Source organism: Gordonia sp. BP-119, from assembly GCF_016924115.1.
Taxonomy (GTDB): Bacteria; Actinomycetota; Actinomycetes; order Mycobacteriales; family Mycobacteriaceae; genus Gordonia; species Gordonia hongkongensis.
This window is the reverse complement of record NZ_JAFFZF010000015.1, coordinates 67,704-92,450: the sequence shown is the minus strand read 5'-3', so window position 1 is coordinate 92,450 and position 24,747 is coordinate 67,704. Positions and strand designations below refer to the sequence as shown.

Here is a 24,747-nt window from a genome sequence, read left to right as displayed (position 1 = left end):
CGGGGCCGGTCAGGTGAAGACGACGGTGCTGGTCCCGTTCATCAACACCCGGTACTCGCTGTGCCACCGCACGGCGCGCGACAGGGCCAGCGCCTCGGCGTCGCTGCCGACAGTGGCGAGTCGGCGCGGATCGTGGGTGTGGTCGATGCGGATGACCTCCTGCTCGATGATCGGGCCCTCGTCGAGATCGGGGGTCACGTAGTGCGCGGTGGCGCCGACGTACTTGACTCCGCGCTGGTGCGCCTGGTGATAGGGCTTGGCGCCCTTGAACCCCGGCAGGAACGAGTGATGGATGTTGATCGCCCGGCCACGCAGGGCCGAACAGGTCTCGTCGGAGATGATCTGCATGTACCGGGCGAGGACGACCAGATCGACGTCGTAGGACGACACCAGGTCGAGCATCGCGTTCTCGGCCGCCGGCTTGGTCTCCGGGGAGACCGGTAGATGGTGAAACGGAAGGCCGGCCGATTCGGTCATCGGGGCCAGATCGGCGTGGTTGGAGGCGACGGCGACCAGCTCACCGCCGAGGGTGCCCGAACGCCAGCGGAAGATCAGGTCGTTGAGGCAGTGCCCCAGTCGAGAGACCATCACCAGGATCCGCTGCGGTGTCTGGTCGTTGATCGAGTATTCGGCGCCCAGACCGGTGGCGAGATGATCGAAAGCCGCCGACAGCTGCTGCGAGCCGGACTCGTGGGCGGACGCGAATTCGGTACGTACGAAGAGGGTGTGGGTCATCGGGTCGTCGTACTGCTGATGGTCGAGCACCTCGCAACCGTGGCTGTAGAGGAACGAGCTGATCGCGTGCGTGACGCCGCTGCGCGACGGGCATCGCAGGGTGAGGGTGAATCGATGAGACATGTGGTTCCTCTACGGCAGCGGGGAAGGAGCGGGCACGATGGCGTACTCGGTGGCGGCGTCGACGAGCCACGCGGCGAGGTAGTCGGCGTAGGAGTTGCGGACGAGGAGGGCGAATCCGTCGGGAACGCGATGCACGATCACCGCGGCCTGGGCCAGCAGTGTCTGGGCCACGTCGTCGGGCCCGAAGCTCCTCGGCGACAGCTCGATCGCGCAACCGTGGGCGAGGATCGTCTCGGCGTGCGGGCCGCCGACGACGAGGCGGGTGCGCTGGCCGGAGGCATCGGCGACATACGCGCCGCCGTGCGCACGGTCGGCCATCGCCGCGGCGAACTCGTGCGGTGCAATGCCGGCCGCGTAGGCGAGATACTCGTCGGGACCCAGCCAGACGACCGTGGTGTCCCCGTCGCGCGTCATCCGGCAGGCACCGGGCAGGTCGAGCTGCTCCGCCGCGGCGGGTTCGGTCGGTCGGATCACCGTCTGTGCCACCGATGTCGGGCGCAGCAGTACGGCCGGGGCCAGTTCGGCGAACCTCGCCGACCAGTGCTGCAACGGCGAAACCGGTTCGAGGGCGCCGTTGTCCGGCAGAGAATGCACGGTGGTGTCAGCCATCGCGTCGGGCTCCTTCCGCGTCGACGAAAACGGTTGTGGTGATCTCGACTTCGCACAGCGTGTCGCCGATGGGGACATCGAGCCGGCTGCCGATGAGGTCGCGACCGCCCTTCACCAGCGCAAGGGCGAACGGGCGGTCCAGCTCGGCGCTGCGGTAACTCGACGTCACGTGCCCGAGCATCGGCACCGGCGGCGGTGGCAGGGTGCGGTCGACGCGGTGGGAGATGATCTGCGAACCCTCGGGGAGCCGGGTGCTGCCGTCGACCGGCAGCAGTCCGACGAGGTGCTTGCGGTCGGGCGCCGTCGCGGATTCACGCGCGAATGATCGCTTGCCGATGAAGTCCGGCTTCTTCTTCGAGACCGCCCAGCTCATCCCGAGGTCGTGGGGCGTGACGGTGCCGTCGGTGTCCTGGCCGATGATGGGATAGCCCTTCTCGGCGCGCAGGACGTGCATCGTCTCGGTCCCGTAGGGGGTGATGGCGTGCGGTTCACCGGCGTCGATGAGTGCCTGCCACACCGCTTGGGCATAACCGGCCCCGACGTTCACCTCGTAGGCGAGTTCCCCGGAGAAGCTGATCCGCCCGATCCGCACGGGCACGCCGCGAAAGGTGGTGTCCCGCCACGTCATGAACCCGAACGCATCGTTCGAGACGTCCAGATCGGGGAACACGGTGCCCACCACGTCGCGCGAGCGTGGGCCGACCACCGGGAACGTGGCCACCTGGTCGGTCAGCGAGGTCATCCACACCCGGAGGTCCGGCCACTCGGTCTGATGCCATTCCTCCATCCAGTCGAGGACGGCCGCGGCGTTGCCGGTCGTGGTGTACACGGTGTAGCGGTCGTCGGCGATCCGCATCACGGTGCCGTCGTCGAACACCATGCCGTCCGCGCCGCACATGACGCCGTAGCGGACCTTGCCGACCGCGAGGGTGCTCATCATGTTGGTGTAGAGCAGGTCGAGGAAGGCCGGGGCGTCGGGACCGGCGACATCGATCACGCCGAGGGTGGAGCCGTCGAGGATGCCCACTCCCGTTCGCACGGAGGCGCATTCGCGGAGGGCCGCGTCGTGCATGTCCTCGCCGCCACGCGGGTAGTACCGCGGCCGTTTCCACTGGCCGACGTCCTCGAAGACGGCGCCGCGCTCGACGTGCCAGTCGTGGATCGGGGTCCGCCGCACCGGGTCGTACCGGTCGCCGCGATCACGTCCGGCGAGCGCGGCGAAGGTCACCGGGGTGTACGGAGGACGGAAGGTGGTGGTGCCGGCGTCGTTCACGGGGATGCCGAGCATCTCCGCGACGATGCCGGAGGTGACGATGCCCGAGGTCTTGCCCTGGTCGTGCCCGGTGCCGATGGTGGTGTAGCGCTTGACGTGTTCCACCGATCGCATCCCGGCACCCAGCGCCCGGGCGATGTCGGCGACGGTCGCGTCGCGCTGGAGGTCGACGAACGAGAGGGTGTCGTCGTCGGGACTGCCGGGCACGTACCAGCAGACGGCCGGCGCGGCCGGAATCCGCTCGGTGACGCGCGGGATGGCGCGCAACTCCGGTGGCGCCATACCGAGTCCGGCGAGGGTCGCCACCGCGCCGCGTCGACCGTCGGCCAGGCTGTCGCCCAAGGTGGTCGAACCCGCTGCGGCACCGACGATCTCGGTCTTGGACACGGTTCCCGTGGGCAGGAAGGTCGCGGCTCGGTCGTCGAAGGCGATGGTTCCGCGCAGTTGACTCCAGAGGTGCACCGCCGGATTCCAACCGCCACTGACCAGGACGGTGTCGCAGACCAGGGACGAGCCGTCGCTGAGGTCGATCCCGGTGACCGCATCGGTGCCGTGCGCTCGGATCACGGTCGTACCCGCGAGGATCGGGATGCCGCGCCGGCGGGCGTTCTCGCCCAGGTCCGCGCTGACGGCCGGGCGGACGTCGACGACGGCGGGAACCGAGACCCCGGCGTCGACGAGCGCGAAGGCCGCGGTGTAGGCGGAATCGCATGCGGTGAAGACCACGGCCGTCCGGCCGACCCGGACGCCGTAGCGGCTGAGGTAGTCACCGCCGGCGCCGGCCAGCATGACCCCGGGCACGTCGTTGCCGGCGAAGACGATCGGTCGCTCGTGGGCGCCGGTGGCGAGAACGAGACGACGAGCCCGGATACGGTGCACCCGTTGCCGGGAGAGGTGTGCGGGGGCGTCGCTGCCGAGGTGGTCGGTGCGGTGCTGGACGGCCAGGACGAAACCGTCGTCGTAGGCACCGAACGCAGTCGTACGGGTCAGGTGCGTGACGTGCGGGTGCGAATCGAGTTCGGCGACGGCTTCGGCCACCCAGGCGACGCCGGGAGTTCGGCCACCAGGTTCGCTGCGCTCGTCGACCAGGAGAACGTGGGCTCCGGCACGGGCGCAATGGAGGGCCGCCATCAGGCCCGCGGCGCCCGCACCGACGACGAGCACGTCCGGATGGTGGTGCAGCGAGTCGTATCGGGCGTCGTCGACGGTGCTGCTCAGCTTTCCCCAGCCCGGTACCCCGTGGGCGACGAGGCCGGGACACAGGGCGACGGTGGTGGCCGGCACCATCGGTTCCACGAACGGGGCGTCGATGCCGACCTGCGCGGTGGCGTCCTCGGCCCAGGCTCCGGTGACGCCGCGCGGGCGCCCGAGGTTGACGCTGGTGGTGACCACCCGCACCCCGTTGGCGAGCAGGGCCGACGCGAGGGTGTCGCCCGCGTAGCCACGGTAGGTGACCCCGTCGAACACGAAGTCGATCGGCGTGCTCCGGTCGATGCGTCCACCGGCTCCGGTCCGGAACGGCTGAGCGGGAGTGGATTTCGGGTCGGTGGTGCTCATCGGGCTGCTCCGGATGCGGGTTCGGTGGGGGATGCGGTGGCGGGCGACCGCGAGGGCACCGTCTCGCCGGTGAAGGCGTGCGTGCGTGTGTCGCGCTCGACGGTGAACCACTGGCGGCACCCGGTGGTGTGGCACCACCGTTCGGTCATCGCCCCCTTGGGATTGGGCCGGAAGAACAAGTAGTGTGCCCACGCGGTGTCGTCGAGGTCGGCGGGTCGCTCGGGATAGGCGACACCGGCCGCGGCACCGTAGTGGAACTCGGTTTCCTCACGGGGCCCGCAGTGCGGGCAGCGGATCATCTGCATCGTGGTGTCCTCGGCGGTGGCTGGTTCAGTGGGCGACGGCGGCCGCGCCGTGCTCGTCGATGAGGCGGCCGGTGACGAACCGGTCGAGGGTGAACGGTGCGTTGACGGCGTGCGGGCTGCCGGTGGCGATCGTGTGCGCCAGCGCCCAACCGACGCCCGGGGTCGCCTTGAATCCGCCGGTGCCCCAACCACAGTTGAGGTAGAGGTTCTCGTACGGGGTGGCACCGACGATGGGTGAGGCGTCGGGGGTGACGTCGACGATCCCGCCCCAGGTCCGCAGGAGGCGGGCCCGCCCGAACACCGGGAACAGCTCCACCGCGGCAGCCATCTGACGCTCGATGATGTGGAAGGCGCCGCGCTGCCCGTATCCGTTGTAGGAGTCGACCCCGGCGCCCATCACCAGCTCACCCTTGTGGGCCTGGGACACGTAGACATGCACCGCGTTCGACATCACCACGGTCGGGTGGATGGGCTCGAGGAGTTCGGACACCAGGGCCTGCAGCGGATGACTCTGGATCGGAACCCGGAAACCGAGCTGGTCGGTGAGCGTCGAGGTGTGTCCGGCGGCGCACAGCGCGACGGTGCCCGCAGCGATGCGGCCGCGGGTGGTCTCGACGCCGACCACCCGGTCGCCGTCGGTGACGAACCCGGTGACCTCGCAGTTCTGGATGATGTCGACGCCCGCATCGCTGGCGCTGCGAGCGAAACCCCAGGCGACGTAGTCGTGTTTGGCGATGCCGCCACGGGGTTGAAAGGTCGCGCCCAGCACCGGATAACGGATGTCGGAGGAGGTGTTGACGATCGGGCACACCTCCGCGACCTGCTTGGGATCCAGCCATTCGGCATCGATGCCGTTCAGCCGATTGGCCTCCACCCGCCGGATGCTGTCGCGCACATCCTGTTCGGTGTGGGCGAGGTTGAGTACGCCGCGCTGACTGAAGAGGATGGGGTATCCGAGCTCGTCCTCGAGACCCTCCCACAGCTTCAGCGAGTGCTCGTAGATCCCGGCGCTCTCGTCCCAGAGATAGTTGGATCGGATCAGGGTGGTGTTGCGCGCCATGTTGCCGCCGGCCAGCCAACCCCGTTCCAGGACGGCGACATCGGTGATGCCGTGGACGCGGGCGAGGTAGTGGGCCGTGGCGAGACCGTGGCCGCCGCCTCCCACGATGACGACATCGTAGGAGGACTTGGGTTCTGGTGCGCGCCAAAGGAACTCGGGGTGGTGGGGGAGGTGGGCGCCCGGGGGCGCCAGGCCCGCGGGACGCGGTGTCTTCTGGCTTGTCATCGTCGGGTCTCCCTCAGAAATCGATCACGACCGGGGACAGGGGTTCGGCGCAGCAGAGCAGGATCTTGCCCTGCGCGATCTCTCGTGGGCGGATACCGCCCTGGTGGTTCATGACCACGTCGCCGGAGACCTTGCGGACCTTGCAGGAACCGCACAGGCCCACACCACACGTCGATGGCAGGGTGACGCCCGCTTTGGCGGCGGCGGCGAGGATCGTGGTGCCGGGACCCACGGTGACCCGCCGGGCGCGTCGGGAGAAAGCGACGACCACGCCGGTGTCGGACTCCGACTCGTCATCGGTGGGCAGGCTGAACCCGAAGCTCTCCTCGTGGATCCGAGCGAGAGCCGAGCCGGCCGACACCAGTGCGCCGCGCACCTCGCTGCGAAAACGCCCGGGGCCGCAGAGAAACACCTCGCGGTCACCGAGGTCGGGGCAGACCCGTTCGAGCATCGCGCGGTCGATGCGCCCGCGGTGTCCGGTCCAGTCGGGGAAGTCGCCGGCGGCCATGCGCGTCGCCGCGAACGCCAGTGTCACGTTCGGATGCCGACGGGCGAGTTCCTCGAGTTCGTCCCGGAATGGGATGTCGTCGACATTGCGCGCACTGTGCACGAAGGCGATGTCGAGCGGGGACTCGCTGTCGGTGACCGATCGGAGCATGGACATCACCGGCGTGATGCCACTCCCGGCCGAGACGAACAGGTACTTCTCGGCCGGACGGGCGGTGTAGGTGAATCGACCCAGCGGTCCGGAGGCGGCGATCACCATGCCTTCGACCATGTTGTCGTGCAACCAGTTCGAGACATGGCCCCCGGTCACGCGCTTCACCGAGATCGACAGGCCCCCCGGCCGGGTCGGGGGTGAGGAGATGCTGTAACAGCGCTGGACGGGCCGGCCGTCGATCTCCACGGTCATCGCCAGGAACTGACCGGGGGCGAAGACGAAGGTCCGGTGGCCGTCCGGGTCGCCGCCCGGATCCCCGGCAGCGGAGCGCGACGGCGACCCGCCCGCGACCCGGAAGGTGAACGTCGCCATGTCCCGGGTGGTGTCGGTGCGGGACACGCACTGCAGGAAGATGTTGTCGGCCATGGTCGCTCTCAGGCTCCCGCCGCGCCGGAAGGACCGTCGGCGGCCGGGATGTCGAGTCGGTGGCGCAGCATCGTGACATACCAGTTGACGAAGGCCTCGACCTGGATCTCCGACGTACTGTAAGGGCCGGGAACGTAAGCGGGATCGCTGATGCCGCTGTGCGCGAGCGCAACGAGGTCGGCGTCCTGCTGATTCGTCGTCTCCCAGACCCCGGTGAGCTGGTCGAGGTCATAGTCGACGCCCTCCACGGCGTCACGATGGACGAGCCAGGTGGTGCGCACCAGGGTCTGATCGGCGGAGACCGGGATGACCGCGAAGAGCACGGCGTGGTCGCTCGTCACGTGCAGCCACATGTTGGGCTGCAGGTGCATCGACAGCCGGCCGAGTCGCGCGTCGGGGATGTCGGTGAGGAGGCGGCCGCAGGCCGCGGAGCCGTCGAGGGTGAACGACTCGCCGGCGAGGTCGAGTGCGTCGCGCTCGATGTGGAACCCTGTTGCGCGCGTGTCGAGTTCTACGACCCGGGTGTGGGGTAGGCCATGCCGGTCCCAGATCTCGGTCTGTTCCGCGGTGGCGCGGTGGAACCGGTCGAACGCCGGCGCCAACCGGCTGGGGATGGCGTCGGTGTCGCTGTATCCCCAGGTCGGGAAGAACACGTTGAGGAGTTCCGGATGGCCACCGCAGTGGTAGCACTCGCGGTTGTTCTCCATCGTCAGTTTCCAGTTGCCGTCTTCGACGATGTCGACCTGTTTGGCCACCTTGGCCTCGGCGAGACGGTGCGGCGTCAGATAGGGCTCGACGACGGCGGCGACCTCGTCGATGTCGGCCGGCGGGTCGTCGGCCAGGCAGATGAACACCAGGCCGCCGATCGTGCGGACATGTACCGAGCGCAGCGAGTAACAGGACTTGTCGAAGCCGGGCGCCTGGTCATCGGCGAACTCGAGGCGCCCGTCCATCCCGTAGGTCCACGAGTGGTAGGTGCACACCAGGGTCCCGGTCGATCCGCTGGGCTCGGTGAGCAGGCGGGCCCCTCGATGCCGACACACGTTGTGGTGGGCCCGGACCCGGCCGTCGTCGTCTCGGACGACGATGACCGACCGGGTCGAGAAGGTGATGGTGACATAGTCGCCGGGATCGGTGATCTCGGCTTCGGTGGCCACGAAAATCCATGACCGAGAGAAGATCTCGTCGACATCGAGGTCGAAGAACTCCCGGCTCACATAGAACTCCGCCGGCAGGCTCTCGCCTGCGCGGCGGTCGGCGATCAGAGCGCGGGTGCCGGTTTCCGGTGCCCTGGTGGCGGCATGCGCGACGAATGGTGCAGTCATCAGCAGTGCGGGCCTCTCTGCACGGTCGGTGACGGATCTGTCGGGATGGCGGTTACATCGAGATCAACTGCATTGCAGTCGATCTCGAGACAGTCGGACGGCACGTGGATTCGGCCGGGCCAAGCTGGGGGACTGTTGACTTGTTGCGTCATACGCAACGACGCGCATGCTATGCAACAAGTGTGCGTCTCGGGTCTTGCGGTGTCAAGCGGGACGTGCGACCGTTTCTCCACGAGCCACACAGGCGTCGAGGGACCGTCGAGAGCCAGGCTCGGCCGCTCTACCCGACAGGGGTCGCATCATGACCGTCTGCGTCTTCGAACTGTTCTCCGTCGGCGTCGGACCGTCGAGTTCGCACACCGTCGGGCCGATGCGTGCCGCCCAGCGATTCGTGGCCGGCCTGGCGCGGACGGGAGACCTCCTCGAGGTGACGCGTCTCGAGGTCGACCTCTACGGATCACTGGCCGCCACCGGAGCGGGACACGGCACGCTGACCGCGGTGCTGCTGGGTCTGGAGGGCCACGAGCCCGAGAGCATCAGCTCCGAGACGAAGGCGGCGCGGATCGCCGACATGGAACGCACCGGGCGAATTCGACTCGGCGGGCTGGTCGAGTTGCCGTTCAGCGCGAACGACATCGGTTGCCATCCGCGGGTCATCCGTCCGCGGCACCCGAACGCGATGGAACTGCGGGCATCCACCCGGGGCGGTGCGCGACTGCCTGCTGAACGGTATTACTCGGTCGGCGGCGGTTTCGTCGTGACCGACGACGAGTCCGACAATCCGTCGGTCGGTACGGACGTACCATTCGGCTACGGCTCCCGACGACGTGACCGTCCGGTTCCTGTTGGCCGCGGGTGCGATCGGCGGGCTCATCAAATCGGGGGCGTCGATCTCGGGTGCCGACGTGGGTTGCCAGGGCGAGGTGGGTTCCGCGGCGGCGATGGCCGCCGGTGCACTGGCCGAGATCCGCTCAGCGTGGTGGAGTGCTGAAGCCGGGCGCTAGTCGCCCAGCACCCGCCGCAGGTAGTCGTTGGCGAACACGCGGGACGGGTCGTATCGATCCCGGACGGAACGGAATTCGTCGAACCGTGGATAGACGCCGCGTAGATACTCGGCGTCGCGGGTGTGCATCTTGCCCCAGTGGGGCCGGCCGCCGAGACCGGTGAGGATGGCTTCGACGTCGGCGAAGTAGGCATCGGAGTCGGCGGGATCGTCGCGGTGATAACGGTGTACGGCGATGTAACCGCTGGTGCGTCCGGAGGCGGTGGAAAGCATGAGGTCATCGGCCGCGGCGGCGCGGACCTCGATGGGGAAGCTGACGAGGTGGTCGCGCCGGTCGAGGAGGGCGCGGATCTCGCGCAGCGCCTCCGGCACGGCCTCGAGGTCGACGGCGTACTCCATCTCGCGGAACCGGACGTCGCGGTCGGAGACGAAGACCCCGGTGGAGGAGTCGGTGAACTCTCGTGCGGAGAGCGCGCGACCGGTGACCCCGTTGATCGTCGGCACCAATCGCGGCGCGCGCGCACCGATCTCGCACAGCAGACGAAGGGCCTTGTTGCTCAACAGTTCGTCGTCGATGTAGCGCTTGACGCGCGACGGCCCGGTGACCGGGGCGTCGGGACCGACCCGCGTGTTCGTCTTCACCAGAGCGCAATTGGTGTGCGGGAACAGGTAGAACTCGTGGTGGTCGGTGGTCGCGACGCGCTCGTGGAAGGCGGCGATCGCCGCATCGGCCGTCTCGGGACCCTCGACCGCGTGCAGCCGGAACTCGTCGACACAGTCGATGGTCAGTTCCACAACGACCCCGAGCGCGCCGAGGCCGAGTGCGACGGCCTGCATGTCGGCGTCGTCGGCGGTCACGGTGACGATCTCGCCGGAGCCGGTGACGATGGTCGCGCCGACGATCTGGGTGCTGATGCCGCCGAAGGCGAGCCCGGTGCCGTGGGTTCCGGTCGAGGTGGCGCCGGCGATCGTCTGACGATCGACGTCGCCGAGATTGGTCATCGCGAGTCCGAAAGGTGCCAGGATCCCCGGGATCTCGTGCAGGTGCGTGCCGGCGCGCACGGTCACTCGATGGCCGTCGACCGCGACCAGACCACGCAGGCGCGACAGGTCGAGTTGAACGTCGTCGGCCACGGCGATGGGGGAGAAGCTGTGTCCCGCGCCGACGGTCTTCACCGTGCCGCCGCGCGCGGCCGTCTCCCGGACGATGTCGGCGATCTCGGCGGCACTCGCCGGGTGCCGCACCCGGTTCGGCGTGCAGGCCGCGGTGCCGCCCCAGTTGCGCCAGCCGGGCGCCGAACGCTCAGCGGTCCTGCTCACAGGAAGCACCTGCCCTCTCCTCGGTAGGTCGGTACGACCTCATCGACCACCGCGTGCCCGGCGTCGTCGCGGCCGATGATCGCGACCTCGCGCGCTCGTTCGCACACCTCGCCGGACTTGGTGTGCCGGAACCACACCCGACTCCCGACGTCGATCTCGTCCGCGACCGCACCTCGCAGCGGGGTCTGCACCTCGCCGGCGGACTCGGTACCGACGTAGGTGAGTCCGTGCGGCCACACGGGTGTGGGCAACCGGTCGGCAGCGGGCGGGCCGGACGCGATCCAACCGCCGCCCGCGCAGGTCACGACGCCGGGCGCCGGGCGGCGGACGACGTCGAGACCGAAGGACAGCGCGGGGGCGGGACGGAACCGCGCGTACCCGTCGAACAGGTGGCCGCCGAACAGGCCGCTGCCCGCGGCGATGTCGGTGACCGAGCGGTCGCGCGCGGTCTCCTCGAGGGAACCGGTGCCGCCTCCGTTGACGAACTCCAGGTCGGCGATCCGGCGCACGTCGTCGATCACCTTGCCGCGGCGACGGCGCAACTCGGCCATCGAACGTCGTTGCATCGCGCGAATCGCCCGGTTGGCCAACGCCTTACCGGGCGCCGCATCGGCCACCCCGGCCACCTGTGCCTCGTAGGACATGACCCCGACGAGATCGAAGCCGGCCCGTGCCACGATGATCCGTGCCAGCTCCAGTGCGTCACGACGGGAGTGCACCGGCGAGCGGCGAACCCCGATGTGCACCCGCCCGCCCAGTAGACGGTACGACGCGTCGAGGTCGATCGCGACGCGGATCGGCGGCCGGGCGGACGGAGGCACGACGGCGTCGATGAGGTCGAGTTGGTCGACGGAATCGGCGAGCACGCTCACCCGACGGGTCGCGACCTCGTCGGCGGCCAAGGCCGCCAGTGCATCCCGCCGCACACTGGGGTATCCCATCAGCACGTCGTCGATCCCCGAGGTCGTGGCGAGCCAGTGTGCCTCGGCGACGTCGTAGGCGAGCACCCCCGCGAAACCGGCGCGCGCGGTGATGTCGTCGATGACCGAGCGGACACGGACGGATTTCGTGGCCAGGCGGATCGGGACACCCGCCGACCGACGCGTGAGATCGGCGACGTTGTGCTCCAGGGCGGCCCGGTCGAGTGCGAGGACCGGTGCGTCGAGTCCCGCGTCGGCGACCGCTTGATCAATTGCCGCCCAATAGGATTCGGGATCACTCAGCCACGGCGCGGGCGTCGGCGTCACCGGTGCCGCGTCGGGCGCCTCACCCGAAGCTGACATGGGTCATGAGCTGATCGGTGATCGAGCGGATGATCGCGTCGACGACCTTGTCGTCGGCGGTGCTGAGGTAGACGAGCGTGATCGAGTTCGTCGCCGCGATGATCAGCGGACCGAGGTCCTCGACCGGCGTCATCCATTCCATGGGCGTCAGGTCGGCCATCGACTGCAGTCCGGCCGAGGCCACCCGGTAGAGCTGCTCGTACATGTGTTTGCCGACCTGCTGCAGCTCCGGGTGATTGTGCGCGTAGATGCCGAGTGCGATGGTCGCCTGCATCCGGCCGGGATCGGCTTTGAGCAGGTCGTAGAACGCGTGGAACTGGCTCACCATGCTCGACCGCATCGTCTCCACGCCCGGCTCGGGTCCGTAGTCGGCGGCGGGCAGCACCGCGTGCAGCATGCGCTCGATGTCGGTGGGGACCGCCGTCTCCATGACCGCACACAACAGTGCGGTGCGACTCTCGAAGGCATAGTGGAAACTTGCGAGCGGCATGCCGGCGTGGGCGCAGATGCGACGCGTGGTCGCGCCCTCGACCCCATGGTCGGCGATCACACGGTACGCCGATTCGAGAAGCGCGCTTCGACGTTGGTCGACGGACATCCGTGCCACTGCGGTATCTTCCTGACCACATGCGCCGGCGCATGCTCGGGTGGACAATACGCCGCAGCCTATCAGTGCCGGTGAGGCGCATAATGCCGTTCACCCGGAAGAAATCGCAGATCACACCGGCGACGGTCGGGAGGCGTGCGCCGCACGGCGCGACCGCCGTCTGCCCGGGGTGACGCCACCGAACGCACTACTGTGTGAACGTGACCTCCACGACCGGTAGAAAAGGCACCAACGACCTGCGCCGCGACGTCCTCGCGCGTGCGGGTTCGGCGGGAGTGGCGGTGTCCGACGCCGTCGTGGCGCGGCTCGCCGCCGAGGGACTCGGTCCCGCCCGCGCGCTGGGCGCCTCCCGCGACCAGATAGCGCCGCACGTGCGGCGGAGCCCGCATCTGCGGAACGGCGCCTTCGTCAACCCGGAACCCCCGTCGATCGCCGATCCGAGCCTGCAGGTCCTCACCGACATGGCCCGGCGGCCCGGCCGGCCGCGCCGACCGGTCATGGTGACGGTCCCACGCTTCGAGGCCCCCGGCGACCTCGCCGTCACCTGGCTCGGCCACGCCACCGCCGTCGTCGACATCGACGGCGCGCGGGTCATCACCGATCCGGTCCTCAGCCGCCGCTGCTCGCCCAGCCAACTCGTCGGGCCCGGACGCATGCACTCCGCCCCACTGGCGCCGTCACAGTTGCCGCCACTCGACGTCGTCCTGATCAGTCACGACCACTACGACCATCTCGACATGGACACCGTCGTCACGATCGCCGACACCCAGCCCGACGCGGTGTTCGTCACGACGATCGGGGTCGGCGCGCACCTGGCCTCCTGGGGGATCGCGGAAGATCGCATCCGGCAGGCGGATTGGTGGGATGAGGTGGTGGTGCCGACCGGCGCGGGCGAGCTGCGGTTCACCTGCGGTCCGGCGCGACACTTCTCGGGGCGGTGGCTGGAGCGGAACCTCACCCAGTGGGGCAGCTGGGCGATCACCGGACGGGAGCACAAGGTCTTCTTCTCCGGGGACACCGGCCACAGCGAGCGCTTCGCCGATGTCGGCGACCGACTCGGCCCGTTCGACCTCACCCTCATCGCCGTCGGAGCCTACGACGTGATGTGGCCGGACATCCACGTGAACCCCGAGGAGGCCCTGTCGATCCACCGGATGGTCTCGCCCGGTACGGGATCCGACTCGGTCTTCATCCCGATCCACTGGGGCACGTTCAACCTCGCGCGCCATCCCTGGGGGGAGCCCATCGCGCGGTTGCAGGCGGACGCCGGGCCGGACAAGCCGACGATCCTGGTGCCGCAACCGGGCGGTTCGATCGACCTGACAACGCGGACCGGTAGCGGTGTGGCACAACCCAATTGGTGGGAGGCTTCGGCGTGAGCTCGCCGACGGAGATCGCGGACGCCGGCCTGACCGCGACCGAGGTGGCGCAGCGGGTCGCGGCCGGCCAGGTCAACGCGCTGCCCGACCGGTCCGGCCGCAGTGTGGCCGACATCGTCCGCGCGAATGTCTTCACCCGGATCAACGCGATTCTCGGGGTGCTGTTCGCGATCGTGGTGTTCACCGGATCGCTCATCAACGGCCTGTTCGGACTGCTGATCATCGCCAATTCCGGGATCGGCATCATCCAGGAGGTCCGGGCCAAGCGGACGCTCGACAAGCTCGCGATCGTCGGCCAGACCCGACCCCGGGTCCGGCGCGATGGCGAGGTCACCGAGGTACCGCCGGACGAGGTGGTGCTCGACGACATCATCGAGATCGGTGCCGGCGATCAGATCGTCGTCGACGGCGAGGTCGTCGAGGCCATCGCCCTCGACGTCGACGAGTCACTGCTCACCGGCGAGGCCGACCCGATCGACAAGGACCCGGGAGACGCGGTGCTGTCGGGCAGCTTCGTGGTCGCCGGCGGTGGCGCGTACCGCGCCACCAAGGTCGGCGCCGATGCCTACGCGGCCCAGCTCGCGGCCGAGGCGTCGAAGTTCACGCTGGTCTCCTCCGAGTTGCGCTCCGGCATCGACCAGATCCTGCGGGTGATCACCTGGTTGCTGATCCCCGCCGGCGTCCTGACCATCGTCAACCAACTCTTCGTCAGCGACAACGGGTTGCGGCGGTCCCTGCTCGGCATGGTCGCCGCGCTGGTGCCGATGGTGCCCGAGGGGCTCGTCCTGATGACCTCGATCGCCTTCGCGGTGGGTGTGGTGCGGCTGGGTCAGCGACAGTGTCTGGTGAACGAACTCCCGGCCATCGAAGGGCTCGCGCGCGTCAATGTGGTCTGTGCGGACAAGACCGGCACCCTGACCGAGAACGGGATGCGGCTGGCCGAGGTGCGTTCCCTCGGAACGGTGCCCGCCGAGACCGCGGGACAGGTGCTGGCCGCGCTCGCCGCACACGATCCGCGGCCCAACGCCAGCATGATCGCGGTCGCCGAGGCGCATCCGGTCGCGCCCGACTGGGCGGTGACGGCCATCAAACCGTTCACCTCGGCCACCAAGTGGAGCGGGATGTCGTTCCGCGGGAGCGGGGCCGGCCCGACCGCCGGGATCGACGACGGGCACTGGCTCATCGGTGCGCCCGACGTCCTGCTCGACCCGCAGGGCGAGACGGCCCGTCTCGCCTCCGACATCGGCGCCGCCGGACTCCGTGTCCTGCTGCTGGCGTGCACCGACGTCCCCGTCGACACCGAGCCCGCGCCGGGTCAGGTCGCACCGGGGACCGTCTTCCCGGTCGCACTCGTGGTGCTCGAACAACGGGTCCGGCCCGATGCGCGCGGCACGATCGAGTACTTCGACCAGCAGCATGTCGCGGTGAAGGTCATCTCCGGGGACAACGCCCGGTCGGTGGGGGCGGTCGCCGCGTCGCTGGGGCTCGGATCGGCCGAGTCCTCGGTCGACGCGCGCGAGTTGCCCTCGGAGACGGGCGAACTCGCCGACGTCGTCGAACGGGGCGTCACGTTCGGGCGGGTCCGGCCGGATCAGAAGCGGGCCATGGTGAAGGCGCTGCAATCGCGGGACAACACCGTCGCGATGACCGGCGACGGAGTCAACGACGTCCTCGCGCTCAAGGACGCCGACATCGGCGTGGCGATGGGCTCGGGCAGCTCCGCCGCCCGGTCGGTGGCCCAGATCGTGTTGCTGGACAACAAGTTCGCGACCCTGCCGTATGTGGTGGGCGAAGGTCGGCGTGTGATCGGCAACATCGAACGCGTCTCCAACCTGTTCCTGACCAAGACCGTGTATGCGGTGTTGCTCGCGCTGTTCGTCGGCGTCGGCGGACTCCTCGGCGCGCTGTTCGGGTCCGACCCGCTCAGCTATCCGTTCCAGCCGATCCACGTGACCATCTCGGCGTGGTTCACCATCGGCATCCCGGCGTTCGTGCTGTCGCTGGCCCCCAACAACGAGCGGGCCCGGCGTGGTTTCGTACGGCGGGTGCTGCTCAGCGCCGTGCCCAACGGCATCATCGTCGGCCTGTGCACCTTCGTGACCTACGTGATCGTCAACCCCGGCGGCGCCGGGGTCGAGGTCGGCGGGGATGCGGTCGACCTCTCGCCGGCGCAGACCCAGGCCGCCACCGCGGCGCTGATGACGCTGATCGCGGTCGCGGTCTACGTGCTCGCCGTGGTCGCCCGCCCGTACAACTGGTGGAAGGCGGTGCTCCTCGCGGTCTCCGCTGCCGCATACGTGCTGATCTTCGCGTGGCCGTTCACCCAGGACCTGTTCCGGCTCGACTCGTCGAACTGGGGGATGAACACGGTGGCCCTGCTCTCGGCGGCGGTCGGCATCGCGTGTGTCGAGGTCGTCTCGCGGGTGGCGCCCCGATGGGTCGCCACGCATGACAACGATCAGCACGGGGACGAAGCGCAGGTCAGCGGGGTGCTCACGTCCGACCGATAGAATCTGCGGCAAGTGGCCGGAAGGTGTCCGGCACGTCGATCAGAGGAGACGTCATGGATCTCAAGGGACTCGTCAACAAGGCCAGGGCCACGCTGCAGAAGAATCCGAGCCTGATCGAGAAAGGCGGCGACGCCATCGACAAGGTCACCAAGAACAAGTACTCGGGTCAGGTGGACAAGGCGCAGGATGCCGTGCGCAAGGCCGTCGGCGCGCCGGGACAGGGAAATCCGGGACAGACTCCGCCGACCAATCCCACCAACCCCGGGGAGCCGCTACCGGGTCAGCAGAGCCCGCAGCCCCAGAATCCCCGGCCGCAGGACCCCCAGCAGCCGCAGCACCCGCAGCGGTAGTCCGAGTAGTTCTCAGAGCTGCGCCCGCGGATGTCGGCGATACGCCGACACCGTGGGTTCGGCGTCGATCCAGAACCGCCACGCCAGGTCGGCAGCGCGGCGGACCCCGACCCGAGGCCCCGCGACGACGCGTTCCCCCGGAAGCGGTGCCCCGGGGTCGAGGGTGACCGGGGTCGACGGGTCGGCGAGATCGGTGTCGAGGTCGGCCATCGTGATCCCGAGGGCGCGGCACAGGTTGCCCGGCCCGCTGGCGAGCTTGGCGTCGGGGACCGGCCCCGAGCGCGTCGCACCGCGCCGGGCGCGTGCGAGGTCGACGCCGTCGACCACCGCGCCCGCGCGCAGCAACACCGCCGCAGCGGGTCCCGGCCCGGCGACGACGACGTTCGCGCAATGGTGGCCGTGGATGCGATAGACGTACAACCGTCCCGGGGGCCCGTACATGATCTCCGAGCGGGCGGTTCGGGTGTAGGCATGCGACGCCGGGTCGTCGGGACCGGCGTACGCCTCAACCTCGGTCAGCCGGATCGTCACCCCGTGCCCGGTCACCCGCGAGCCCAGCAGCGAACGTGCCTGTTCGGCGGCGGAGGCGGGGGCACTACTCTCTTGGGTCATGGCGAAGACGAGTGACTCCATCGGCGTTGATCTGTCACCGGAAGATACCTGGGCCGCGGCATCGGATCTCTCGCGGTACAGCGAATGGCTGGTGATCCACGAGACGTGGCGCAGCCCGATCCCGGCGTCCGCCGACCTTCGCAAGGGCACCGAGGTCTCCTCGATCGTGCGGGTCAAAGGCACCCGCGTCCGCTTCGACTGGGTGGTCGAGAAGTTCGAGCCGGTCTCGCACGTCCGCCTCAAGGGCAACGGCAAAGGCGGGGTCAAGGCGAAGCTGGATCTGGGCATCGCTCCCACTTCCAGCGGATCGGAAGTAACCTTCACTGTTGATCTGGGTGGGCTGCCGCTGATCGGGCCCGTGGGTAAGACCGCGGCCATGGCGGTGTCGGGGGATCTGCGTAAGTCGCTGCTGAAATTCCGCGAGGTGTTCGGCTGAGCCACGCGTGAACACGCGGGCCGCGACCGCCGATGCGTCGATGTGTCGTGCGGCGACCACGCGAGAGGCGGGTCTGCAGACCGCCGCCGTACGAGGGGAACGGGAAAAGAACAATGGGGCGTCACAGCTCCGGCGCCGATCGCGCCGGAAACGAGTGGAACGGGAACGACCGGTCGGGTGGGGCGGTTCCGCCACGCGCCCAGACTTCATCGGACAGAGGCAGGTCGAACGATGCCCGGTCGGGAAGCGATGACGACTTCGGCTTCGAGCACCGCAACACCGATGGGGGCCGCCGCGGGGGATGGCTGTGGGCGGGTGCGGTCCTGCTGGTCGTCGTAGCCCTGGTGACCGGCGTCATCATTTGGCAGACGGGTGCGGGTGGCTGCGGGGACCGGACCCGGGTCGCCGTCGCGTCGGACTCGGCGATGACCGGTCCGCTGCGCGAGGTGGCGCGGCAGGCGTCCGCGGACTCGTGTTTCGACTACGACGTGCAGACGGCCGCGGGTGCGGATGTGCCCGGCCTGCTCACCCAGGGTGCAGCGGCTCCGGACCTCTGGGTCGCGGACTCGCAGGTGCAGGCTCGCCGGGTGACGACCCAGGTGCGTCGTGACCTCGATATGGTGTCGCCGTCGATCGCGTCGACCCCGACCGTCGTCGCCGGCACCGACGTACCCGAGCTGGGCACCTGGGTCGAGGTCATGAAGTTGCCTGATCTGCGAACCGGCAGCCCGGTGGACACCAGCACCGGCGACGCCCCGATCATCGGTGCTCTCGCCGCGGTCGACTCCGGCGAGCTCGCCGACGAGGACTTCACCGAGGCGATGACCATCCTCGCCATCCAGCAGAACAATGCGCGCCTGGCCAACGACAACGAGGGCACGCGTCTGAACCTGGCCAACACCTCGGGCGTCCCGGTGGTCACCACCGAGCAACAGTTCGATCTGTTCATGCGCACGCACCAGGGTTCGCAGTTGACGTCGACGATCCCCGCGGCGGGCACGGTCATGCTCGACTATCCGCTGGTCAACACGGCTCCCGCGGCGCGCCAGCAGGCGGCCGCCGACGCCGGGGCGGCCCTCGTCACCGCGCTGAACACCGATGCCGGTCGCGCAGCGCTGGCCGACTCGGGATACCGCGACACCGACGGAAACGGTGTCGGTCAGCCGGTCAAGGAACTGGAGCTGCGCGACCCGTCGTCCGTCGACAAGGCATTGCGGCAGTGGCAGGTACTTGGTGTGCCGATCCGCTCGCTGGTCGTCCAGGACACCTCCGGCTCGATGGAGACACCGGCCGGCGGCACCACCCGGGCGGACCTGCTCATCGACGCCTCCCAGACCGGACTCAAGCTCTTCCCCAACAACACGATGATCGGCGGCTGGGCGTTCAGCGTGAACAAGGGCGGGCCCGGACAGGACTGGGAGGAGCTCGCCCCGATCCGCCGCCTCGATGCCCGCTCGGGGAGCGGTACGCATCGGGACGCGCTCGGCCGGGCCGTCGAAGAGGGGTTGTCGGACCTCGGGGGCGGGACGGGTCTCTACGACACGACCCTCGCGGCATTCAAGAAGGTGCAGGACACCTACGACCCGAACTACTCCAACAGCGTCATCATCATGACCGACGGTCAGAACGAGGACCCGGACAGCATCACGCTCGACAATCTGCTCGCCGAACTGAAGCGCCTGGAGGATCCGGCACGACCGGTGCTGGTGCTGACGATCGGTATCTCCGACGATGCCGACTCCGATGCGCTGAAGCAGATCGCCGAGGCCACGGGTGGCACCACCTACGTCGCGGAGAACGCGGCCGACATCCGCACCGTCTTCGTCGACGCCATCCAGGCGAGGGTCGCAGCCGCGGGACGCTGAGACCGTTCGGAACGCGCCGCGGCCGTCGCCGGGACCAATGGCCGCGCAATCGGCACAATTGGTGCATGACGCACACCCCAGAGCCAACCGAGACCCTCGACCCGAGCACGATCGCCGAACCGGGCCCCGGTTCTTCGCGCCCGTCCCGCAGCCCGCGGGGATCGTCCGTCCTCGCCCGCACCGGCGGGGTGGTCGCGGCGATGGCGGTGGTCGGACTCGTGGCGGGCGCATGCTCGTCCGAGGACTCCGGGTCGGACGACTCGGCCACCGGCACGACGACCGGCGCCGCGACGGGCAGCTCCGCTGCCACCGAGGCCGCCGACGCGGGCTCCGGCGAGTACGAGGACGGCGAGTACACGGCGCGCGGTGAGTACATCTCGCCGGGTGGTCCGCAGAGCGTCGGGGTCACCGTCACGTTGTCGAACTCGGTCATCACCGCCGTGTCGGTGGACACCAGCCAGACCAAGGGCCCGTCGCTCGAGTACCAGGGCAAGTTCGCCGGCGGCATCTCCGACGTCGTGGTGGGCAAGAACATCGACGAGATCGAGGTCGACAAGGTGTCCGGCTCGTCGCTCACCTCCGGCGGTTTCAACGAGGCGATCGAACAGATCAAACAGGAGGCGCAGGCCTGACCTCCGTCGGCACCGCGCACCACTGGGCGTTCGATGCGATCGGCACCCGGTGGACGATCAGCACCCCGGAAACACTTCCCGCCGATGTCGTCGACGCGGTGACACCGAGATCGACCGGATCGACCGGGCCTGGTCACGGTTCCGGGACGATTCGACGGTCGCGCAGATGGCCAGAGAGGCGGGGCGATACCCGATCGCCGACTCCGACCAACCGCTGGTCGACTGGTACCGCCGTCTGTACGGCCTCACCGGCGGCGCGGTGTCGCCGTTGGTGGGGCGCACGCTCGCCGAGGCCGGTTACGACGCGGCGTACACGCTCCGCGCGTCGGCGCGGGTGCCGACGGCGCCGGCCTGGGAGGCGGTGATCGGTGAGCACGTCGGTGCGCTGGAGATTCGCGAACCGGCTCTGCTCGACGTGGGCGCAGCCGGAAAGGGATTCGCGGTCGACCGGGTGGCGGAGATCGTCGGCGCCCACGTCGACGACTTCGTGGTCGACGCAGGTGGGGACATGGTGATATCGCCGCGTTCCCGCGGACTGCGGGTGGCGCTGGAGCATCCGCTGGACACGACGAAGGCGATCGGCGTCGTGTCCGTTGCCGGCGGCGCGGTCTGCGCCTCGGCGAGCAATCGGCGGGTGTGGGCCGACTGGCACCACATCGTCGATCCGCGTACCGCCTCGCCCGCGCGGGAGGTGTTGGCGACCTGGGTGATCGCGCCGTCGGCGATGGAGGCCGACGGCCTGGCGACGGCGCTGTTCTTCACGCCTGCAGCGTTCCTGCGTGGCGATTTTGACCATCACCGTGAGGGCTTTCATCACGTGACCGTCCGACGCAACGGGAGCGTCGAACACACCGCCATCCCCGGATTGGAGTTGTTCCTGTGACAACGCTTCTGCCGCAGCTGCTCTCGCCGATCGACGCGGCCCGGCGGCACCTGACCCCGTATCGGGCGGTGCTGTGCGGGCTGGTGGTGCTGGCTGCAGTCGCTTTCGTCGTCTCCGCGACCGATGCCGACTTCGGTTACGGGCCGGACGAATTGGCGGTGTGGCTGGTCGTCGCGGTCGGGGTCAGCGGGGTCGTGAGCTACGTCTGCGCCGGCGTGCTGCGGGTGCCGCCGAACTCGGATTCGTGGCTGATCACCGGCCTGATCCTGTTCTTCGTGCTGCCCGGCGGCTCCGAGGACACCGCGGTCGCCACCGTCGCGGTGGGCGCCGCGATCGCCGCCGCGTCGAAATATGTTCTCGCGTGGCGTCGTCGGCTGGTCGTCAACCCCGCGGTCGCAGGTGCGGTCGGGTGTTATGCGCTGGCCTACGCCGGTGTCGAGGGCATCAGTTTTCCGTTCTGGTGGGTGGCCGCCGATCCGCTGTTCGTCCCGATGGTCGTGATCGGTGCGGTGGTCGTGACGTTGATCCGCGAGTGGCGACTGGCCCTGGTGTTCATCGGCGCCTCCCTTGTCACGATCGGGGTCGTCGAACTGGTACGCGGCGGCCAGGATCTGTCCACATGGGTGGTGTCGAGTCCGATGCTGTTCGTGGCGGCGATCATGCTGCCCGAGCCGCTGACGTCGCCGGCCACCGAGCTGCACCGACTGTTGTACGCGGCGTTGGTCGGTGTGCTCATGCACTGCCAGTACACGATTGCGATCACCGACGCGTACACGTTGGCGTTCGTGCCCGAGGTGGCGTTGCTCGTCGGATGCCTGTACGCGTTCCTCGTCCGACTGGTGTCGGGCACTGCGCGCCGGGTGCCGCTCGACGTCGTCACCGTCCCGGTTGCCGACCGAACCTACGCGGTGCGCGGTGAACCGGTCGGTGGCGCAGCGGTGTTCCGGGCGGGGCAGTGGTCGAGTGTCAGTGTGCCGCGGTGGTCGGCGCCGGTGTGGTCGGGTTCGCGGCGGGTCTTCTCGTTCGTGTCCGCGCCTCGGCAGCAACCGGTGGAGTTCGGCTTCAGCGTCGCCGCGGCGCCGTCGACCTACAAGGCAGCGCTGGTCGACGGCAGCGTACGCCGGGTCTACGTCGACGAGATCGGAGGGGACTTCGTGCTGCCGCGGTCGTTTCCGGCGACCGGATCGGTGGTGTTGATCGCCTCCGGGATCGGGATCACTCCGTTCGTGGCGATGGTGCGGGAGCTGGTGCAGTCGGGCCACGATCTCTCCGGCCTGACCATCGCGCACGTGCTGCGAGATCAGGGGCGCGCCGTATACGCCGATGACCTGGAGAGCGCCCGGGCCGCGAACGCGCGCATTGCGGCCGTCGAGGCACCGGAACTAGCCGACGGGATCGACGATCCCGCCCGGCTCGCCGAACTCATCGGGCCCAGCGCTGCCGGCGCCCACTACTACGTGTCAGGTACGCCTGCGTTCGTCGAACGGACGTCGGCGGCGGTCCGCCGCCTCGACGGTACGCGGCGGTCCCGGCCGTGGCGTGTCCACACCGACTCGTTCTCCGGATACTGACCGCGTCTGATGGAGTTCGAATACCACTGCGAGATGGTCATATTCGTCGTCTCGCCGAAGCATGCCTACTTCGGTAGGCCGAAAGACGGCCCGGCCGACGAGGTCGAGACGCGCACCCCCGAATCGGTGGAGATCGTCGCCGACAAGGGGATTCGTGGTGATCGCTTCTACGGAATCCGGGCCCACACCGAGGCGGCCGTGACGTTTCTGGCGCTCGAAGCATGGATGGCGGCGGCGGCTGACGCCGATCCTGTTCTGGCCCGCCGCAACGTCGTCGTGCGCGGTGTCGAGCTCGATCCCTTGCGGGGACGGGAGTTCGAGCTGGACACCGGGTCGGGTCCGATCCGGTTCCGCGGCGGACGCCCTGCTCATCCGTGTTCGTGGATGGACACCGTTGCCGGGGACGGGGTGCGCAAAGCCCTGATCGGACGTGGTGGACTTCGGACGCAACCGCTGACGTCGGGGACGCTGAGCGTCGGTCCCGCGGTCTTGCGCACCGACGTCGAACTCGACGCCGCCCGCGCCGCCGACCAGGTGCGGCGGGCGCAGCCGATGTAGCTAGGGGCGACGATGGTCTGCCCCGCGGACTCCGTTCCCCTCTACATGTTGAGGGGAACGGAGCCGACTGCTATGTCTCTGTGGAGTTGTCAAGGGACGGATGCGGTCCCGGGGTGTGGCCCGGGTTCGGAAGGTGCTACGCGAAAGTGTGTGTCGGACGGCCGGTCAGGCGGCGTCGTCGAGTCGCATGGTGCGGCGGTTGTAGGCCGGTAGCGGTCGGCGGTGCGGGTCGATATTGGCGGGCGGGACGAGCCACGGGTGGCGGTCGAAACCCATGACAATGTCCCAGCCGTGATGGTGGACCTGGGTGTGGCAGCGTTGGCAGAGCAGGCAGCCGTTGTCGAGGTCGGTGGGTCCACCCTCGGCCCACGACTTGATGTGATGCACCTGCGTATGGGACGGCGGTGCACCACATTTGACGCAGCACGCGTCGCGGACGATGATCGCTTTGCGTAGGTGTGACGGATACAACCGGCGGGTGTGACCCATCTGTAGTGGTACGCCCTCACTATCGAGGATGATCTCCGTGAGCGAGCCGTCGCACGAGACCTGTTTCGCGGTGGCATGGCTGACCGATCCGGTCCACGGCAGCGTTGCGAGGTCTCCGGTCGCGGGGATGGTCAGCATCAATTGAGTGCGCGGGGAACCAACGGTATCGAGGGTAGCGCCGATCGCGGCTTGGTCGAGGATCAACTCGAAGGCGTCGGCGCGGCGTTGCTCGGCGGTGCGTCGATCTTCGGCGCCGTCGGGTTCGGGCCTGGGGCACGAGCGCTCATCGATCATCGTCAGGAACTTCTCGCCGACCACCTGGGTGAGCTCGGCGCGGACTTCGACGCGGCCGTCGTCGGTGGTGTGTGCGTTGACCGAGTTCAAGCTTGCATCGTCCGACGCTCGGATTCCTGCGCCACAAGCATCGGCGAGAGCGTTGCCGATGACGTGAGCATGCTTGAGCACCTCAGTCGGTGTTGCACCGGATAGTGCTTGGGCGATGAGTTCGAGCTCAAACCGCGAGCGCTCGTCGCCGGAAAGCGCCTCACCACAACGTCTATCGAGCTCGTTCATGCCGCGGACGATGGCATCGACGACCTCGCCGGACAGCCGCCCATCGGCGGTATGACGCGCCAAAGCGGGCAGGTTGGGCAGCGCGTCGACACTCCGCATGGTGCGGAGGGCGGAGGCCGGCGCATGTCCAGACTCGATCAGCAGCTTCTTGGTGGTGCTACCGGTCTTCTGTGCGACTCCGAGGGCGTCGAGTTGCGCTGCGTGCGCGGCGATCTGGTGGTCTGCGAGGTTGCGGATCAGGCGCCACGTGTCGAGGGCGTCGAATGTTGCTCTGCCCGTTGGGTCGTCGGTGGGTGGGGTGGTTCCGATGAGTTGATCGAGGAGAGTGGCTAGCTCTGGCATGACTCCAAGGTACAGGAACATTCGTTCGATTTCGA

At 68.9% G+C, this 24,747-nt stretch carries 22 protein-coding genes and 1 pseudogene; 11 read left to right on the top strand and 12 right to left on the bottom strand.

The annotated features are described in order from the left end of the window. Positions 1 to 9: 9 nt before the first annotated feature. Genes purU through JW364_RS11180 form a run of 7 tightly spaced genes read right to left on the bottom strand, consistent with a single transcriptional unit; the run spans position 10 to position 8,299 of the window. Positions 10 to 858: a formyltetrahydrofolate deformylase gene (gene purU / locus JW364_RS11210; RefSeq protein WP_068972041.1), complete on the bottom strand. Its 849-nt coding sequence runs from the start codon at positions 856 to 858 to the stop codon at positions 10 to 12. A 9-nt stretch (positions 859 to 867) separates the two neighbouring features. Then, entirely contained in the window at positions 868 to 1,467 is a 600-nt protein-coding gene (locus tag JW364_RS11205) for a sarcosine oxidase subunit gamma (protein ID WP_068972040.1), read from the bottom strand. Then, a complete protein-coding gene (locus JW364_RS11200; RefSeq protein ID WP_068972039.1) occupies positions 1,460 to 4,297 on the bottom strand; it encodes a 2Fe-2S iron-sulfur cluster-binding protein in 2,838 nt (945 codons plus the stop codon). Before JW364_RS11200 ends, JW364_RS11205 begins: the two co-directional genes overlap by 8 nt. After that, positions 4,294 to 4,602, bottom strand: coding sequence for a sarcosine oxidase subunit delta (locus JW364_RS11195; RefSeq protein ID WP_065630783.1), 309 nt, complete (start codon positions 4,600 to 4,602; stop codon positions 4,294 to 4,296). The genes JW364_RS11200 and JW364_RS11195 overlap by 4 nt, the downstream gene beginning before the upstream one ends. A 25-nt stretch (positions 4,603 to 4,627) precedes the next feature. Continuing rightward, positions 4,628 to 5,887 carry a sarcosine oxidase subunit beta family protein gene (locus JW364_RS11190; RefSeq protein WP_065630784.1) on the bottom strand — a complete coding sequence of 420 codons (1,260 nt, stop codon included), beginning with the start codon at positions 5,885 to 5,887 and terminating at the stop codon, positions 4,628 to 4,630. 13 nt (positions 5,888 to 5,900) lie between these two features. Continuing rightward, on the bottom strand, positions 5,901 to 6,974 hold the full coding sequence (locus JW364_RS11185; protein WP_068972038.1) for a hybrid-cluster NAD(P)-dependent oxidoreductase: 1,074 nt from the start codon (positions 6,972 to 6,974) through the stop codon (positions 5,901 to 5,903). Positions 6,975 to 6,982: 8 nt separating this feature from the next. Beyond that, positions 6,983 to 8,299 (bottom strand): aromatic ring-hydroxylating dioxygenase subunit alpha, encoded by a 1,317-nt coding sequence (locus tag JW364_RS11180; protein ID WP_205333576.1) that lies wholly within the window; start codon positions 8,297 to 8,299, stop codon positions 6,983 to 6,985. Positions 8,300 to 8,465: 166 nt separating this feature from the next. Between JW364_RS11180 and JW364_RS24510 the strand changes: the two are divergent. Beyond that, positions 8,466 to 9,008, top strand: a pseudogene (locus tag JW364_RS24510) (serine dehydratase beta chain); the annotation flags it as partial. A 118-nt stretch (positions 9,009 to 9,126) separates the two neighbouring features. Then, positions 9,127 to 9,303, top strand: coding sequence for an L-serine ammonia-lyase, iron-sulfur-dependent, subunit alpha (locus JW364_RS24145; protein WP_223259019.1), 177 nt, complete (start codon positions 9,127 to 9,129; stop codon positions 9,301 to 9,303). On the opposite strand, the gene JW364_RS11170 is transcribed toward JW364_RS24145, so the two are convergent. The 3 genes from JW364_RS11170 to JW364_RS11160 are packed head-to-tail and all read right to left on the bottom strand — an operon-like array spanning position 9,300 to position 12,512. Further along, positions 9,300 to 10,631 carry a D-arabinono-1,4-lactone oxidase gene (locus tag JW364_RS11170; RefSeq protein ID WP_165630383.1) on the bottom strand — a complete coding sequence of 444 codons (1,332 nt, stop codon included), beginning with the start codon at positions 10,629 to 10,631 and terminating at the stop codon, positions 9,300 to 9,302. The genes JW364_RS24145 and JW364_RS11170 overlap by 4 nt on opposite strands. Next, positions 10,619 to 11,905: an alanine racemase gene (locus JW364_RS11165; protein WP_205334517.1), complete on the bottom strand. Its 1,287-nt coding sequence runs from the start codon at positions 11,903 to 11,905 to the stop codon at positions 10,619 to 10,621. The genes JW364_RS11170 and JW364_RS11165 overlap by 13 nt, the downstream gene beginning before the upstream one ends. Then, the gene (locus tag JW364_RS11160) at positions 11,889 to 12,512 is read right to left on the bottom strand and encodes a TetR/AcrR family transcriptional regulator (protein WP_165630382.1); all 624 of its coding nucleotides are present in this window, start codon (positions 12,510 to 12,512) and stop codon (positions 11,889 to 11,891) included. The genes JW364_RS11165 and JW364_RS11160 overlap by 17 nt, the downstream gene beginning before the upstream one ends. Before the next feature lie 194 nt (positions 12,513 to 12,706). On the opposite strand from JW364_RS11160, the gene JW364_RS11155 reads away from it, so the two are divergent. The 3 genes from JW364_RS11155 to JW364_RS11145 are packed head-to-tail and all read left to right on the top strand — an operon-like array spanning position 12,707 to position 16,751. Beyond that, entirely contained in the window at positions 12,707 to 13,891 is a 1,185-nt protein-coding gene (locus JW364_RS11155) for an MBL fold metallo-hydrolase (RefSeq protein ID WP_165630381.1), read from the top strand. Continuing rightward, positions 13,888 to 16,401 carry an HAD-IC family P-type ATPase gene (locus tag JW364_RS11150; protein ID WP_068972050.1) on the top strand — a complete coding sequence of 838 codons (2,514 nt, stop codon included), beginning with the start codon at positions 13,888 to 13,890 and terminating at the stop codon, positions 16,399 to 16,401. The genes JW364_RS11155 and JW364_RS11150 overlap by 4 nt, the downstream gene beginning before the upstream one ends. A 53-nt stretch (positions 16,402 to 16,454) precedes the next feature. After that, positions 16,455 to 16,751, top strand: a complete 297-nt coding sequence (locus JW364_RS11145; protein WP_068972033.1) for an antitoxin — start codon at positions 16,455 to 16,457, stop codon at positions 16,749 to 16,751. Positions 16,752 to 16,763: 12 nt separating this feature from the next. Here the strand turns inward: JW364_RS11145 and JW364_RS11140 are convergent, their stop codons facing one another. Then, the gene (locus tag JW364_RS11140) at positions 16,764 to 17,384 is read right to left on the bottom strand and encodes a DNA-3-methyladenine glycosylase (RefSeq protein WP_068972049.1); all 621 of its coding nucleotides are present in this window, start codon (positions 17,382 to 17,384) and stop codon (positions 16,764 to 16,766) included. Here JW364_RS11140 and JW364_RS11135 point away from each other — a divergent pair. The 6 genes from JW364_RS11135 to JW364_RS11110 all read left to right on the top strand — a co-directional run bounded on the left by JW364_RS11135 (position 17,362) and on the right by JW364_RS11110 (position 23,308). Then, the gene (locus JW364_RS11135) at positions 17,362 to 17,799 is read left to right on the top strand and encodes an SRPBCC family protein (RefSeq protein WP_058251681.1); all 438 of its coding nucleotides are present in this window, start codon (positions 17,362 to 17,364) and stop codon (positions 17,797 to 17,799) included. The genes JW364_RS11140 and JW364_RS11135 overlap by 23 nt on opposite strands. A 113-nt stretch (positions 17,800 to 17,912) precedes the next feature. Further along, a complete protein-coding gene (locus JW364_RS11130; RefSeq protein ID WP_058251573.1) occupies positions 17,913 to 19,664 on the top strand; it encodes a substrate-binding domain-containing protein in 1,752 nt (583 codons plus the stop codon). A 65-nt stretch (positions 19,665 to 19,729) separates the two neighbouring features. Beyond that, on the top strand, positions 19,730 to 20,296 hold the full coding sequence (locus JW364_RS11125) for an FMN-binding protein (protein ID WP_139114203.1): 567 nt from the start codon (positions 19,730 to 19,732) through the stop codon (positions 20,294 to 20,296). A gap of 49 nt (positions 20,297 to 20,345) precedes the next feature. Further along, complete coding sequence (locus JW364_RS11120; protein ID WP_374100814.1) at positions 20,346 to 21,179, top strand: FAD:protein FMN transferase; 834 nt, start codon at positions 20,346 to 20,348, stop codon at positions 21,177 to 21,179. After that, positions 21,176 to 22,750 (top strand): FAD-dependent oxidoreductase, encoded by a 1,575-nt coding sequence (locus tag JW364_RS11115; protein WP_205333573.1) that lies wholly within the window; start codon positions 21,176 to 21,178, stop codon positions 22,748 to 22,750. The genes JW364_RS11120 and JW364_RS11115 overlap by 4 nt, the downstream gene beginning before the upstream one ends. Positions 22,751 to 22,759: 9 nt before the next feature. After that, entirely contained in the window at positions 22,760 to 23,308 is a 549-nt protein-coding gene (locus JW364_RS11110; RefSeq protein WP_078113425.1) for a molybdenum cofactor biosysynthesis protein, read from the top strand. A 165-nt stretch (positions 23,309 to 23,473) separates the two neighbouring features. On the opposite strand, the gene JW364_RS11105 is transcribed toward JW364_RS11110, so the two are convergent. Continuing rightward, positions 23,474 to 24,733, bottom strand: coding sequence for an HNH endonuclease signature motif containing protein (locus tag JW364_RS11105; RefSeq protein WP_078113424.1), 1,260 nt, complete (start codon positions 24,731 to 24,733; stop codon positions 23,474 to 23,476). Positions 24,734 to 24,747 lie beyond the last annotated feature (14 nt).